We start from the raw sequence: 13,810 nt of genomic DNA, 5'->3' as shown, positions 1-13,810 counted from the left end.
AGGCAAGCCCGAAAGGGGCTGAGTTTGGCATAGAACCGCCATGACACGAAAGACTCAGGAAGCTGACAGCGAGGTGTCCGCCAGCCGCAGTCTTCGCTATAATCCGCGACCTGCCCACGCCGCAGGCTCGCCGAGCACATGTTGATTCCGGTCTGGGCCGCCATTATCCCGGTCTACACAGGGCCTGAAAGGATCGCGCAATGTTTGAAAACTTAACCGACCGTCTCTCGCAGACGCTGCGCCATGTCACCGGCAAGGCGAAGCTGACCGAGGACAACATCAAAGACACCCTGCGTGAAGTGCGCATGGCGTTGCTCGAAGCCGACGTCGCCCTGCCGGTGGTCAAGGACTTCGTCAATTCGGTCAAGGAGCGCGCTGTCGGCACCGAGGTGTCGCGCAGTCTGACGCCGGGCCAGGCATTCGTGAAGATCGTCCAGGCCGAACTCGAAAGCCTGATGGGCGCGGCCAACGAAGATCTGAACCTGAGCGCCGTCCCGCCAGCCGTCATTCTGATGGCCGGTCTGCAGGGCGCGGGTAAAACCACCACCGCCGGCAAACTGGCGCGCTTCCTTAAAGAGCGCAAGAAGAAGTCGGTCATGGTCGTATCGGCGGACGTTTACCGTCCTGCGGCGATCAAGCAGCTGGAAATGCTCGCCGGTGAAGTGGGCGTGACCTTCTTCCCATCCGACCTGAGCCAGAAGCCGGTCGACATCGCGCAAGCCGCTATTAAAGAAGCAAAACTGAAATTCATCGACGTGGTCATCGTCGATACCGCCGGTCGTCTGCACATCGACGAAGAGATGATGGGCGAGATCAAGGCGCTGCACGCCGCGATCAACCCGGTCGAAACCTTGTTCGTGGTCGACGCCATGACCGGTCAGGACGCCGCCAACACGGCCAAGGCCTTCGGTGATGCCCTGCCGCTGACCGGTGTGATCCTGACCAAGGTCGACGGCGACGCCCGTGGCGGTGCCGCACTGTCGGTACGCGCAATCACTGGCAAGCCGATCAAGTTCATCGGTATGGGCGAGAAGAGCGAAGCGCTCGATCCGTTCCACCCTGAGCGTATCGCCTCGCGGATTCTCGGCATGGGCGACGTGCTCAGCCTGATCGAACAGGCCGAAGCGACCCTCGATAAAGACAAGGCCGACAAACTGGCCAAGAAGCTGAAGAAGGGCAAGGGCTTCGACCTTGAAGACTTCCGCGATCAGCTGCAACAGATGAAGAACATGGGCGGCCTCGGCGGCCTCATGGACAAACTGCCGAGCATCGGCGGTGTCAACCTGTCGCAAATGGGCAATGCCCAGAACGCCGCAGAGAAACAATTCAAGCAGATGGAAGCCATCATCAATTCCATGACCCCGGCCGAGCGCCGCGACCCTGAGCTGATCAGCGGTTCGCGCAAACGCCGGATCGCCATGGGTTCCGGCACTCAGGTGCAGGACATCGGTCGCTTGATCAAGCAGCACAAGCAGATGCAGAAGATGATGAAGAAATTCACCGCCAAAGGCGGAATGGCGAAAATGATGCGCGGCATGGGCGGAATGCTGCCCGGCGGCGGCATGCCGAAAATGTAAAGAATCCGCGCCGGTCGTCGCACCGGCGCAGACCCTGCAAGGACGCAGGATCAACAGCAAACCCGCACTTGGCGGGAGCTGACCGGCCGTTTTCATCGACGGCTCTATATGCAGATCTGCACGGCATGCCATAGGCGCCGGAAAAAGTCATTTGCAAAAGTCCGGATATTCCTTAGAATATGCGGCCTTTCGGGCACCTATGCCCGCTGTGCATTTAGATTTGCAGCACCGACTACAGGAACGATGTTCACATGCTAACAATCCGTCTTGCCCTTGGCGGCTCCAAAAAGCGCCCGTTTTACCACCTGACCGTAACCGACTCGCGTAACCCGCGTGACGGCTCCCACAAAGAACAGGTTGGTTTCTTCAACCCTGTTGCACGTGGTCAGGAAGTTCGTCTGTCCGTGAACCAAGAGCGCGTAGCCTACTGGCTGAGCGTTGGTGCACAGCCTTCTGAGCGTGTTGCTCAGTTGCTGAAGGAATCTGCAAAGGCTGCGGCCTGAGCAATATGAACGCGACGCCTGCTGTTGCCGATGATTTGATCGTTATTGGCAAAATTTATTCTGTTCATGGCGTTCGCGGCGAAGTGAAGGTTTATTCCTTTACTGATCCGACTGAAAACCTGTTGCAGTACAAAACCTGGACGCTCAAGCGCGAAGGCAATGTCAAACAGGTCGAGCTGGTCAGTGGACGCGGGAGCGACAAGTTCCTGGTCGCAAAGCTCAAGGGTCTCGATGATCGTGAAGAAGCTCGTCTTCTGGCCGGTTATGAGATCTGCGTGCCGCGCAACCTGTTCCCTGAATTGACCGACGGCGAGTACTACTGGTACCAGCTGGAAGGTCTGAAGGTCATCGATCAACTGGGGCAATTGCTCGGGAAAGTCGATCATCTTCTGGAAACCGGCGCCAATGATGTAATGGTAGTCAAGCCTTGCGCTGGCAGCCTGGATGATCGCGAACGCTTGTTGCCCTATACGGGCCAATGTGTGTTGGCAGTCGATCTGGCCGCGGGCGAGATGAAGGTGGATTGGGACGCGGACTTCTAAGCGTGGCTAACTTGCGCGTAGAAGTGATCAGTTTGTTTCCCGAGATGTTTTCCGCCATCGGCGACTACGGCATCACCAGTCGAGCGGTCAAACAGGGGCTCTTGCAGCTGACCTGTTGGAACCCGCGGGATTACACGACGGATCGGCATCACACTGTGGATGATCGCCCGTTTGGCGGTGGTCCGGGCATGGTGATGAAGATCAAGCCCCTGGAAGATGCACTGGCTCAGGCCAAGGCAGCAGCCGGGGAGGCGGCGAAGGTGATTTACCTGTCCCCCCAAGGCCGTCAACTGACTCAGTCGGCGGTACGCGAGTTGGCACAATCGGATGCATTAATCCTGATTGCCGGCCGCTATGAAGGCATTGACGAGCGTTTTATTGAAGCTCATGTCGATGAAGAGTGGTCGATTGGCGACTATGTACTGTCTGGCGGCGAGCTGCCGGCCATGGTCCTGATCGATGCGGTTACACGACTGCTGCCTGGAGCTTTAGGGCATGCGGACTCCGCCGAGGAAGATTCCTTTACGGATGGTCTGCTGGATTGCCCGCACTACACCCGACCTGAGGTGTATGCGGATCAGCGTGTACCCGACGTGTTGCTGAGTGGCAACCACGCGCATATCCGGCGTTGGCGTTTACAGCAGTCCCTTGGTAGGACCTATGAACGACGCGCCGATCTTCTGGAAAGCCGCTCGCTTTCTGGAGAAGAGAAGAAGCTGCTCGAGGAATACATCCGCGAGCGGGACGATAGTTAACAACGTATCGATGGTAGATCGAACGATTTACCTTAGGAGCACAGCATGACCAACAAAATCATCCTTGCACTCGAAGCAGAGCAGATGACCAAAGAAATCCCTACCTTCGCCCCAGGCGACACTATTGTCGTTCAGGTGAAAGTGAAGGAAGGCGATCGTTCCCGTCTGCAAGCGTTCGAAGGCGTTGTAATCGCCAAGCGTAACCGCGGCGTGAACAGTGCGTTCACCGTTCGTAAAATCTCCAACGGTGTTGGCGTAGAACGTACTTTCCAGACCTACTCCCCGCAGATCGACAGCATGGCTGTTAAACGTCGCGGTGACGTACGTAAAGCCAAGCTGTACTACCTGCGCGACCTGTCGGGTAAAGCAGCTCGCATCAAGGAAAAACTGGCTTAAGTCCAGCTTCCGATGCAGAAAAAAGCAGCCTACGGGCTGCTTTTTTGTTGCCCAAAATTCCTCCCATTCCCCCCTGTAGGAGCTGCCGAAGGCTGCGATCTTTTGATCTTGCTTTGCTTGGCACCCGTATACACGAGCAGCAATTGCCATGACCCCCCGCGACCAGGAAATCGAACGCCGCACCGAACTCTCGGTAACCCGCGTCACCAAAGCCGTCTTCCCGCCGACCACCAACCACCACAACACCCTGTTCGGCGGCACTGCGCTGGCATGGATGGACGAAGTCTCCTTCATCACCGCCACACGCTTCTGCCGCTTGCCGCTGGTGACCGTGTCCACCGACCGCATCGACTTCAACCACGCGATCCCGGCGGGATCGATCGTTGAGTTGGTGGGGAAGGTGATCAAGGTCGGCAACACCAGCCTCAAGGTCGAGGTGGAGGTGTTTGTCGAAAGCATGAGCTGTGATGGTCGCGAGAAGGCGATCCATGGGCAGTTCAGCTTTGTCGCCATTGATGATGACAAACGGCCGGTGCCGGTGCTGCCGGGGTTTGCTGCGTGACCTGATACCGCGTTGCGGCCATCGCGAGCAGGCTCACTCCTACATTTGGAATGCGTTCCCTTGTAGGAGTGAGCCTGCTCGCGATTCGATTTAAGAGGCGCCGCTGACCTCAGGCTGAATCAACGCCAGCAACGTCCACCCCGACCCAGGTTTAACCGCCGTCTCCGGCGTCACCACATGCACCCAGCCGCTGTCATCGCGCATGAACAGCAACGTCGCACGATTCCCATGCAGTGCGCGGTAATCCTCCCAGCCGAATCCATCGGTCAATGTCGTGCTGTACAACTCGGCGCCCTGACCCATCTGGCTGGCCAGTTTCGCGTAGGTAAACGCCTCGCTGCCCAGCTGATTGCCCCGATGCTCCAGGCTCGCGCGATGTTTGTCGCTGCGGCGGCTCTCATGACCACTGGCCAGGCCAAACAAGCGTTGATGGCCGAAGTCATGGCGAAAACGCATTGCCGCCAAGGTATTCAGTTCGCCTGAAGGCGACAGCGCCAGCAAATGCCCGAGTCCGACCAGATCCAGATGCGCATCGGCATGCTGCGAAGCCGGATTGCCGAAGTAGGTCGGCAAACCCTCCATGCGCGCCGCACGAATGTTTTCCCAACTCGAATCGGTCAGCAGCACCCGACTGCCCAGTTGTTGCAGCGACTTGGCCAACTCGCGCGCCGGGGCGTTGGCACCGACCATCAGGAAGCCACTCGGCGCTGGCTCGGCGACTTTCAGCAATCGCGCCAGCGGTCGTGCAGTCGCGCTTTGCAGGACCACGGTGCCGATGATCACCGCAAACGTCAGCGGCACCAGCAGCAGTGCACCTTCATGCCCGGCCTCATGCAAACGAATCGCAAAAATCGCCGACACCGCGGCCGCAACAATCCCGCGTGGGGCGATCCAGCACAGCAGCGCACGCTCGCGCCAGCTCAGGCTGGAACCGGCCGTGCTGAGCAACACGTTCAGCGGCCGGGCGATCAACTGGATCACCAGCAGCAGAATCAGCACCAACGGCCCTAGCCCGATCAGCGCATACAAATCCAGACGCGCCGCCAACAATATGAACAACCCGGAAATCAGCAGCACGCTGAGGTTTTCCTTGAAGTGCAGGATATGCCGCACATCCACGCCCTTCATGTTCGCCAGCCACATGCCCATCAGCGTCACGGCCAGCAGACCGGACTCGTGCATGACCTCGTTGGAGGCAATGAAAATCCCCAGCACCGCCGCCAGCGACGCCAGGTTATGCAGATATTCCGGCAGCCATTGTCGGCGGATCACCGTACCCAGCAGCCAGCCACCGACAACGCCGAACACCGCGCCACAGGCAATCACCCCGCCAAACGTCAACAGACTTTGCTTGAGGCCATGACCTTCAGCGCTGGCAATGATGAAGCTGTAGACCACCACGGCGAGGAGGGCGCCGATCGGATCGATGACGATGCCTTCCCAGCGCAGAATGTTGGCAATCGAGGCTTTCGGTCGTACCACGCGCAGCATCGGCACGATCACTGTTGGCCCGGTGACCAGCGTCAGGCTGCCGAAGAGAATCGCCAGCATCCAGTCGAAACCCAGTAGAAAGTGAGTCGCCACCGCGATGACCACCCAGGTCGAAATCGCACCGATGGTCACCAGTCGATGGACGACGCTACCGATCTCCCGCCATTCAGACAGATGCAGGGTCAGGCTGCCTTCGAACAGAATCAGCGCCACCGCCAGCGACACCAGCGGCATCAGCAGCGGGCCAAACATTTCCTGCGGGTCGAGCCAGCCCAGCACCGGGCCGACCAGAATGCCGGTCAACAACAGAAACAGAATCGCTGGCAGCTTCAGGCGCCATGCCAGCCATTGGCAACCCAGCGCCGCGGCGCCAATCCCGCCAAATGCCAATAGAATTTGCTGCTCGTTCATTGATGCTCCCTGTTCCTTGAAATAGCGGGCTATGAAAGACTAGCGCCCATTCCTACAGTTCACTCTACATTTGCGCACAGTCCTTGAGGCTGTGTGTCTTGAGCGCCCATGCCTGCCATCGACCATCCACTGATTGATCAATTCCTCGACGCCTTGTGGCTGGAAAAGGGCCTGTCCGATAACACCCGCGACGCCTATCGCAGCGATCTCGCGCTGTTCAACGGCTGGCTGCAGGAAAAAAACCTGGAGCTGATCAACGCCGGTCGCGAATTGATCCTCGATCATCTGGCCTGGCGTCTGGAGCAGAACTACAAACCGCGCTCCACGGCGAGATTTCTCTCCGGTGTGCGTGGCTTTTTTCGTTATCTGCTGCGGGAAAAGCTCATCAGTGTCGATCCGACGTTACGCATCGACATGCCGCAACTGGGCCGACCGCTGCCCAAATCCCTGTCGGAAGCCGACGTCGAGGCGCTGCTGCAGGCGCCGGATCTGAGCGAAGCGATCGGCCAGCGCGATCGCGCCATGCTTGAAGTGCTGTATGCCTGCGGCCTGCGCGTGACCGAACTGATCAGCCTGACACTGGAGCAGGTCAATCTGCGCCAAGGCGTATTACGGGTCATGGGTAAAGGCAGCAAGGAGCGGCTGGTGCCGATGGGCGAGGAAGCGATTGTCTGGATCGAACGCTACATGCGCGATGGTCGCGGCGAGTTGCTCGGTGGTCGTCCCAGTGATGTGCTGTTCCCCAGCCAGCGCGGTGAGCAGATGACCCGGCAGACGTTCTGGCACCGCATCAAGCATCAGGCCAAGGTTGCCGGGATCGGCAAGTCGCTGTCGCCACACACCTTGCGTCATGCGTTTGCCACGCACCTGCTCAACCATGGCGCCGACCTGCGCGTGGTGCAGATGCTGCTCGGCCACAGCGACCTCTCGACGACGCAAATCTACACCCACGTCGCCCGCGCCCGCCTGCAAGACCTGCACGCCAAACACCACCCAAGAGGCTAACCACACATCTCCCCCTGTAGGAGCTGCCGAAGGCTGCGATCTTTTGATTCTGTTTTTAAGATCAAGATCAAAAGATCGCAGCCTGCGGCAGCTCCTACATAAGGTGGGAGTAATGAGTGGCAACAGGCGCATTCGGTCACCGTGGCCTTATGTGTTAGGCTTTGCCGGTTTGCACGATGGACGGTTATGACCCGGTGTTCCGGCACGGGCGTTCTGATCGTTTCATTTGTCCGCCTTCAGGAGTTCTCATGCGTCTGACCCAGATTTTCGCCGCCGCAGCCATTGCGTTGGTCAGCACCTTTGCCGTCGCCGATGACGCGGCCGACAAAGCCATTCGTAAAAGCCTGGAAAACCTCCAGCTCGATGTACCGGTAGAGAGCATTTCCGCCAGCCCGTTGCCGGGCATGTACGAAGTCAAGCTCAAGGGCAGCCGTGTGCTGTACGCCAGTGCCGATGGCCAGTACGTGGTTCAGGGCTACCTGTTCCAGCTCAAGGACGGTAAACCGGTCAACCTGACCGAGAAGACCGAGCGCCTGGGCATCTCCAAACTGATCAACGACATTCCGGTTGCCGAGACCGTGGTTTACCCGGCTGTGGGCGAGACCAAGTCGCACATCACCGTGTTCACCGACACCACCTGCCCTTACTGCCACAAACTGCACGCCGAAGTGCCCGAGCTGAACAAGCGCGGCATCGAAGTACGCTATGTCGCGTTCCCGCGTCAGGGCCTCGGCTCGCCGGGTGACGAGCAACTGCAGGCCGTGTGGTGCTCGAAAGACAAGAAAGCTGCCATGGACAAAATGGTCGACGGCAAGGAAATCAAGGCCGCCAAGTGCGATAACCCGGTTTCCAAACAGTTCGCCCTCGGTCAGTCGATCGGCGTGAACGGTACACCGGCCATCGTTTTGGCCGACGGACAGGTCATTCCGGGCTACCAGCCTGCGCCACAAGTCGCCAAACTGGCGCTGGGCGCCAAGTAATTCGCATCGTCACGGTCAGCCTTTGACGATCATGGTCCGGCAGCGACATCGCCGGGCCATCAATAGAGAGCCGCGAGCACGCGGTTGTTTTCCGGCCGACCCTGAGTCGGCCGTTTTATGGGGAGTTCACAGTGAATCCGGTCAAAGTAGGCATCTGTGGGTTAGGGACCGTCGGTGGCGGTACCTTCAACGTACTTCAGCGCAACGCCGAGGAAATTGCTCGTCGTGCCGGGCGTGGGATTGAAGTGGCACAAATTGCCATGCGCACGCCAAAGCCTCAGTTCCAGACGACCGGTATTGCGATTACCAACGATGTCTTCGAAGTGGCCACGAACCCTGAGATCGACATCGTCATAGAGCTGATGGGCGGCTACACCGTTGCCCGCGAGCTGGTACTCAAGGCCATCGAGAATGGCAAGCATGTGGTCACCGCGAACAAGGCGTTGATCGCCGTTCACGGTAATGAGATTTTCGCCAAGGCACGCGAGAAAGGCGTGATCGTGGCGTTCGAAGCGGCGGTGGCCGGTGGCATTCCGGTGATCAAGGCGATCCGTGAAGGTCTGTCCGCCAACCGCATCAACTGGGTGGCCGGGATCATCAACGGCACCGGTAACTTCATCCTCACCGAAATGCGCGAGAAGGGCCGTACGTTCGAAGACGTGCTGGTCGAAGCGCAAGCCCTGGGTTACGCCGAAGCCGATCCGACCTTCGACGTCGAAGGCATCGACGCAGCGCACAAGCTGACGATTCTGGCTTCCATCGCGTTCGGCATTCCGCTGCAATTCGACAAGGCTTACACCGAAGGCATCACCAAGCTGACCACCGCCGACGTCAACTACGCCGAAGCGCTGGGCTACCGCATCAAGCACCTCGGCGTGGCGCGCAGCACTGCCGCCGGCATCGAGTTGCGCGTACACCCGACGCTGATCCCGGCCGATCGCCTGATCGCCAACGTCAACGGCGTGATGAACGCGGTGATGGTCAACGGTGACGCCGCCGGTTCGACGCTGTTCTACGGTGCGGGCGCCGGCATGGAGCCAACCGCTTCGTCGGTGATTGCTGATCTGGTCGACGTGGTTCGTGCGATGACCTCCGATCCGGAAAACCGTGTGCCGCATCTGGCCTTCCAGCCTGACTCGCTGTCGGCTCACCCGATCCTGCCGATCGAAGCCTGCGAAAGCGCTTACTACCTGCGCATTCAGGCCAAGGACCATCCGGGCGTACTCGCTCAGGTGGCAAGCATCCTCTCGGAGCGCGGCATCAACATCGAGTCGATCATGCAGAAGGAAGTCGAGGAACACGACGGTCTGGTGCCGATGATCCTGCTGACCCACCGCGTGGTCGAGCAGCGCATCAACGATGCCATCGCCGCCCTCGAAGCGCTGGCCGGCGTCAACGGTCCGGTCGTACGGATCCGCGTCGAACACTTGAATTAACAGCAGCGGCAAGTTTTCAGCTTCAAGCTGCAAGTAAAAGCAGAGCCGCTTTTCACTTGTAGCTTGCAGCTCACAGCTTGTAGCTCAAACCGAAGGTTTGCCCTTATGCGTTATATCAGTACCCGCGGCCAGGCACCGGCCCTGAATTTCGAAGACGTCCTGCTGGCTGGTCTGGCGACCGACGGCGGTCTGTACGTTCCGGAAAACCTGCCACGTTTCACCCAGGAAGAAATCGCTTCCTGGGCCGGCCTGCCGTATCACGAGCTGGCCTTCCGCGTGATGCGCCCGTTCGTCACCGGCAGCATTCCGGATGCCGATTTCAAAAAGATTCTCGAAGAAACCTACGGCGTGTTCTCGCATAGCGCCGTAGCGCCGCTGCGTCAGTTGAACGGCAACGAATGGGTGCTGGAGCTGTTCCACGGCCCGACCCTGGCGTTCAAGGACTTCGCCCTGCAACTGCTCGGTCGTCTGCTCGACTACGTGCTGGAAAAGCGCGGCGAGCGCGTCGTAATCGTTGGCGCTACTTCCGGTGATACCGGTTCGGCCGCCATCGAAGGCTGCAAGCACTGCGAAAACGTCGACATCTTCATCCTGCACCCGCACAACCGTGTGTCTGAAGTGCAGCGCCGGCAGATGACCACGATTTTCGGCGAGAACATCCACAACATCGCCATCGAAGGCAACTTCGATGACTGCCAGGAAATGGTCAAGAACAGCTTCGCCGACCAGAGCTTCCTCAAAGGTACGCGTCTGGTGGCGGTGAACTCGATCAACTGGGCGCGGATCATGGCCCAGATCGTTTACTACTTCCATGCGTCCCTGCAGTTGGGCGGCCCGGCGCGTTCGGTGTCGTTCTCGGTGCCGACCGGCAACTTCGGCGACATCTTCGCCGGTTACCTGGCGCGCAACATGGGCCTGCCGATCAACCAGTTGATCGTCGCCACCAACCGCAACGACATCCTGCACCGCTTCATGAGCGGCAATCAGTACGTCAAGGACACCCTGCACGCAACACTGTCGCCGTCGATGGACATCATGGTCTCGTCGAACTTCGAACGCCTGCTGTTCGACCTGCACGGTCGTAACGGTGCGGCAATCGCCGGGCTGATGGACTCGTTCAAACAGGGTGGCGGTTTCAGCGTCGAGCAAGAGCGCTGGACCGAAGCTCGCAAATTGTTCGACTCGCTGGCTGTGGATGATGCGCAGACCTGCGAAACCATCGCTGAAGTCTACGAGCAGACTGGCGAGGTGCTGGACCCGCACACCGCCATTGGCGTCAAGGCTGCGCGCGAGTGCCGCCGCAGCCTGGATATCCCGATGGTGATCCTCGGCACTGCTCATCCGGTTAAATTCCCCGATGCAGTGGAAAAAGCCGGTGTAGGAAAAGAGCTCGAACTACCTGCACATCTTTCTGATTTGTTTGAGCGAAACGAGCGTTGCACCGTTCTGCCAAACGAGCTGACGGCCGTGCAAGCCTTTGTCAGCCAGCATGGCAACCGCGGCAAGCCGCTTTAAGCCTGTAAAAGCTGTCACATTTTGAAGCCCGTCTCCTGACGGGCTTTTTTGTTTCTGCTGCCACACTGCTCGGGTTTTCGCCCATGTAAGGACGGGTGAGTCGATCACGAAGGAAGTGGCAAATGCTGTTTGAGAGAGGATGGATACACACCCTGAACGGGGTTCTTCTGGTGAGTCTGTTGAGTTGCTGGCGCATTGGCGTAGCGGCACACCTGGTGCTGAACGAAGATCCGGCGCCCAGCGTCCGGCCGGTGCAGCTTGATGAACACGAGCGTCAATGGATTCGTGACAACCCCGCCGTCATCGTCGCATCGGTGCAATACCCGTTGTACCTGTTCCAGGATGAGCACGGCCACTGGAACGGCTTGAATAGCGATGTGCTCAAGCGCATCAGCGCCATGACCGGTCTGCGCTTTGTTTTTCGAGAGTCGTTTTCCACCGACCGGATGCTTGAACACCTTGAAAACGGTAGCGCGGACATTAGCACAACCTTGGCCGTCAACGATGAGCGCAGGCTGACGCTGGATTTCAGCCATGCGTTTGGCGGCGCCGGTTGGGTATTTGTCGGGCGCGCGGGCGAGCCGGCGGTGCAATCGCTTGAGCAACTGGCCAAGCGAGTCTTGGTGTTGCCAGCACGACACGCGTTGGAAAGCACTATTCGCCGCGATTACCCCTCAATCGAAATACGCTCGGTAAAAACCTACGCCGAAGCCCGGGCACTGGTTGAAAGTGGCGAAGCCTACGTCACCATCGAAAACGAAATCGGCGCGCAACTGTTTCCCTCGGGACTGCTGCATGTCGGTGAGTTGCTGGAGGGCAAGTGGGAGGCCGACCACTTGGCCGTGCGCAAAGGCCAGCCCGAATTGCTCGGTATCCTCAACAAGGCACTGGAAGCTTTTCCGGCCGCCGAGTTACGCAGTATTCGCCAGAAATGGCTGGGTGGCATTGGCGCGGAGCGGACGTCGAAGCGACAGCAGAGTCGGACTCAACTGATTTTCTGGGGACTGTTTGCCGGCTGCGTTTTTGGTACGTTATCGCTGCTTTGGAATCGCCGGTTGACGGTTGAAATCAAGCGGCGCCGCGACGTCGAAAAGCGTCTGGACGATCAATTGGTGTTCCAGCGGGCACTGCTCGATGCGATGCCCGATCCGGTGTTCGTCCGTGATCTGGAAGGGCGCCTGACCCTGTGCAACAAAAGCTATGAAGAGGCGTTGTCGATCCGCTTCGATCAGGTTCAGGGGCAACGTTTGATTGATGTGGATGCGGTGCCGGAAAACACTGCCGGTGTGCTCCATGAAGAATTCATGGAGCAACTGCAAACGCGCAGAACGCGCTTCAGCAAACGCCACCTGCAACTTCGCAGCGGTCACCGGGAGATTTACCAATGGACGGTGCCTTTTTACAGTGCCGATGGCCAATTGCGCGGTTTGTTGGGCGGCTGGACCGATATCACGCCGGGCGACGATGCATCGAGAGGCTGATGTCCTGAGTGAAATTGGGAAAATTCCTATGTCACGCGCCGCCTTTTCCGATGGGAGGCCGCAAGAGGCTGCCCTAGAGTAGAACAACTACTGCGGGAGAGTCCGCGATTGCCGTCACAGAGGTCGCCATGCGCTCGCTCAAAGTCCTGATTCTCGAACCCGACCCTTATCAACTGATGGCCCTGCATCAGATGCTCAATGCGGTCGGTATCTACGATGTCCTGACCGCTTCGTCGCTGGCGTCGGCACGCCGCTCGCTGGCGCGCCGCGCGATGATCGATATCGCCATCTGCGATCCACAGCACAGCGGCGGTGAAGGGATCGCGCTCATTCGTCAACTGGCAGAGCGGCAGGAGGCTCACGCCGTCATTCTGCTGGGCCGGGCACCGCCGGGGTTGCTCAGCGATCTCGAGGCCATGCTGCAAGCGCATGACCTGCAACTGCTGGGGCGACTGTACACACCGGTTTCAGCGGTGCTGATGAGAGCAATGCTCGACGGCTACCTGATGAAGGCCAGGCATCCGTCGCGCGCGTGAAGCGGGCGGTTATGTTTCTGTCATCTCCGCCGTGCATGCTTCAACAGACCGGTGACAACTCAGGGATGAGTCCAGTATTCAGAACTTTCTTCTCGGGCCGGTGGTCATTTACTGTGGACATGCCCCAGACACAATGTTTTCGGACTATTGAGTGGAGATCGAGATGGAAAGTATCAGTCTATTGCTCGGTGAGGCTCTGAGCCCGTATCAGGTTTCCCTGTCTCCAAGCGGTGCCCACGGCGAATGCCTGGTGAGCTTGAAGAACAGCAGCGGCGCCATCGTCGTGGAGCGCCAATTCAATCAGGCACAGTTGACCGACAAACGTCAGCTGACCGACGTGGTCGATGGTTTGCACCGTGACATCCTGATCGCCGAAGGGCGGCTGGAACCCTGTGTCATCGCGGCCTTGCGCAATGCGGCCCTGGATAAACGTCCGGCGCTGTGAAGATGAAATATTTTTTGTGGGAACCTTCCGGCATCCCTGTCAGTCAGACCCCATAACAGCAGGATCAAGCATTGTGCTCCGGTGCTTGTCGCTTGCTGCTACGGGTCTTGATATAGGCCACGTTTAACCCCGAGTCGTCTCCCCACTTCTCGGGGTTTCTTTTGCCTGGAATTTG

14 protein-coding genes are annotated in these 13,810 nt (G+C 58.8%); 13 read left to right on the top strand and 1 reads right to left on the bottom strand.

Annotation, left to right across the window (positions count from 1 at the left end):
- Positions 1–200 precede the first annotated feature (200 nt).
- The 6 genes from ffh (at position 201) to QOL84_RS13965 (ending at position 4,335) form a co-directional block, all read left to right on the top strand.
- Positions 201–1,577 carry a signal recognition particle protein gene (gene ffh / locus QOL84_RS13990; RefSeq protein WP_053117442.1) on the top strand — a complete coding sequence of 459 codons (1,377 nt, stop codon included), beginning with the start codon at positions 201–203 and terminating at the stop codon, positions 1,575–1,577.
- Between the two features lie 251 nt (positions 1,578–1,828).
- Positions 1,829–2,080 (top strand): 30S ribosomal protein S16, encoded by a 252-nt coding sequence (gene rpsP, locus QOL84_RS13985; protein ID WP_003198088.1) that lies wholly within the window; start codon positions 1,829–1,831, stop codon positions 2,078–2,080.
- Positions 2,081–2,085: 5 nt separating this feature from the next.
- Complete coding sequence (rimM, locus tag QOL84_RS13980) at positions 2,086–2,622, top strand: ribosome maturation factor RimM (RefSeq protein WP_129389600.1); 537 nt, start codon at positions 2,086–2,088, stop codon at positions 2,620–2,622.
- A 2-nt stretch (positions 2,623–2,624) separates the two neighbouring features.
- The gene (gene trmD / locus QOL84_RS13975) at positions 2,625–3,377 is read left to right on the top strand and encodes a tRNA (guanosine(37)-N1)-methyltransferase TrmD (RefSeq protein WP_038860625.1); all 753 of its coding nucleotides are present in this window, start codon (positions 2,625–2,627) and stop codon (positions 3,375–3,377) included.
- 45 nt (positions 3,378–3,422) lie between these two features.
- Complete coding sequence (gene rplS / locus QOL84_RS13970; protein WP_003175895.1) at positions 3,423–3,773, top strand: 50S ribosomal protein L19; 351 nt, start codon at positions 3,423–3,425, stop codon at positions 3,771–3,773.
- A 148-nt stretch (positions 3,774–3,921) separates the two neighbouring features.
- Positions 3,922–4,335: an acyl-CoA thioesterase gene (locus QOL84_RS13965; RefSeq protein WP_042557826.1), complete on the top strand. Its 414-nt coding sequence runs from the start codon at positions 3,922–3,924 to the stop codon at positions 4,333–4,335.
- A 90-nt stretch (positions 4,336–4,425) separates the two neighbouring features.
- Here the strand turns inward: QOL84_RS13965 and QOL84_RS13960 are convergent, their stop codons facing one another.
- Positions 4,426–6,237: a cation:proton antiporter gene (locus QOL84_RS13960; protein ID WP_283437571.1), complete on the bottom strand. Its 1,812-nt coding sequence runs from the start codon at positions 6,235–6,237 to the stop codon at positions 4,426–4,428.
- A gap of 108 nt (positions 6,238–6,345) precedes the next feature.
- Here QOL84_RS13960 and xerD point away from each other — a divergent pair, with 108 nt between their 5' ends.
- The 7 genes from xerD to QOL84_RS13925 all read left to right on the top strand — a co-directional run bounded on the left by xerD (position 6,346) and on the right by QOL84_RS13925 (position 13,635).
- Complete coding sequence (xerD, locus tag QOL84_RS13955; protein WP_129389608.1) at positions 6,346–7,242, top strand: site-specific tyrosine recombinase XerD; 897 nt, start codon at positions 6,346–6,348, stop codon at positions 7,240–7,242.
- A gap of 248 nt (positions 7,243–7,490) precedes the next feature.
- Positions 7,491–8,222 (top strand): bifunctional protein-disulfide isomerase/oxidoreductase DsbC, encoded by a 732-nt coding sequence (gene dsbC / locus QOL84_RS13950; RefSeq protein WP_129389611.1) that lies wholly within the window; start codon positions 7,491–7,493, stop codon positions 8,220–8,222.
- 131 nt (positions 8,223–8,353) lie between these two features.
- Positions 8,354–9,658, top strand: coding sequence for a homoserine dehydrogenase (locus QOL84_RS13945; RefSeq protein WP_129389614.1), 1,305 nt, complete (start codon positions 8,354–8,356; stop codon positions 9,656–9,658).
- A 105-nt stretch (positions 9,659–9,763) separates the two neighbouring features.
- Positions 9,764–11,173, top strand: a complete 1,410-nt coding sequence (gene thrC / locus QOL84_RS13940; RefSeq protein WP_283437570.1) for a threonine synthase — start codon at positions 9,764–9,766, stop codon at positions 11,171–11,173.
- A 122-nt stretch (positions 11,174–11,295) separates the two neighbouring features.
- Complete coding sequence (locus QOL84_RS13935; RefSeq protein WP_283437569.1) at positions 11,296–12,654, top strand: transporter substrate-binding domain-containing protein; 1,359 nt, start codon at positions 11,296–11,298, stop codon at positions 12,652–12,654.
- A gap of 128 nt (positions 12,655–12,782) precedes the next feature.
- Positions 12,783–13,190 carry a response regulator gene (locus QOL84_RS13930; protein WP_283437568.1) on the top strand — a complete coding sequence of 136 codons (408 nt, stop codon included), beginning with the start codon at positions 12,783–12,785 and terminating at the stop codon, positions 13,188–13,190.
- Between the two features lie 163 nt (positions 13,191–13,353).
- On the top strand, positions 13,354–13,635 hold the full coding sequence (locus QOL84_RS13925) for a DUF3509 domain-containing protein (protein WP_129389626.1): 282 nt from the start codon (positions 13,354–13,356) through the stop codon (positions 13,633–13,635).
- Positions 13,636–13,810 lie beyond the last annotated feature (175 nt).

Source organism: Pseudomonas helmanticensis (genome assembly GCF_900182985.1).
In the GTDB taxonomy this organism is placed as follows: domain Bacteria; phylum Pseudomonadota; class Gammaproteobacteria; order Pseudomonadales; family Pseudomonadaceae; genus Aquipseudomonas; species Aquipseudomonas helmanticensis.
Note: the sequence above shows the minus strand (reverse complement) of the source record. Positions and strands in the feature narration are given on the sequence as shown.

Excerpts from the sequence above, each read along its gene's own strand:
- thrC (WP_283437570.1), top strand. The coding sequence starts at position 9,764 with ATGCGTTATATCAGTACCCGCGGCCAGGCACCGGCCCTGAATTTCGAA.
- rpsP (WP_003198088.1), top strand. The coding sequence starts at position 1,829 with ATGCTAACAATCCGTCTTGCCCTTGGCGGCTCCAAAAAGCGCCCGTTT.
- rimM (WP_129389600.1), top strand. The coding sequence starts at position 2,086 with ATGAACGCGACGCCTGCTGTTGCCGATGATTTGATCGTTATTGGCAAA.
- QOL84_RS13925 (WP_129389626.1), top strand. The coding sequence starts at position 13,354 with ATGGAAAGTATCAGTCTATTGCTCGGTGAGGCTCTGAGCCCGTATCAG.
- dsbC (WP_129389611.1), top strand. The coding sequence starts at position 7,491 with ATGCGTCTGACCCAGATTTTCGCCGCCGCAGCCATTGCGTTGGTCAGC.
- QOL84_RS13960 (WP_283437571.1), bottom strand. The coding sequence starts at position 6,237 with ATGAACGAGCAGCAAATTCTATTGGCATTTGGCGGGATTGGCGCCGCG.
- ffh (WP_053117442.1), top strand. The coding sequence starts at position 201 with ATGTTTGAAAACTTAACCGACCGTCTCTCGCAGACGCTGCGCCATGTC.
- xerD (WP_129389608.1), top strand. The coding sequence starts at position 6,346 with ATGCCTGCCATCGACCATCCACTGATTGATCAATTCCTCGACGCCTTG.
- QOL84_RS13930 (WP_283437568.1), top strand. The coding sequence starts at position 12,783 with ATGCGCTCGCTCAAAGTCCTGATTCTCGAACCCGACCCTTATCAACTG.
- rplS (WP_003175895.1), top strand. The coding sequence starts at position 3,423 with ATGACCAACAAAATCATCCTTGCACTCGAAGCAGAGCAGATGACCAAA.
- QOL84_RS13965 (WP_042557826.1), top strand. The coding sequence starts at position 3,922 with ATGACCCCCCGCGACCAGGAAATCGAACGCCGCACCGAACTCTCGGTA.
- QOL84_RS13935 (WP_283437569.1), top strand. The coding sequence starts at position 11,296 with ATGCTGTTTGAGAGAGGATGGATACACACCCTGAACGGGGTTCTTCTG.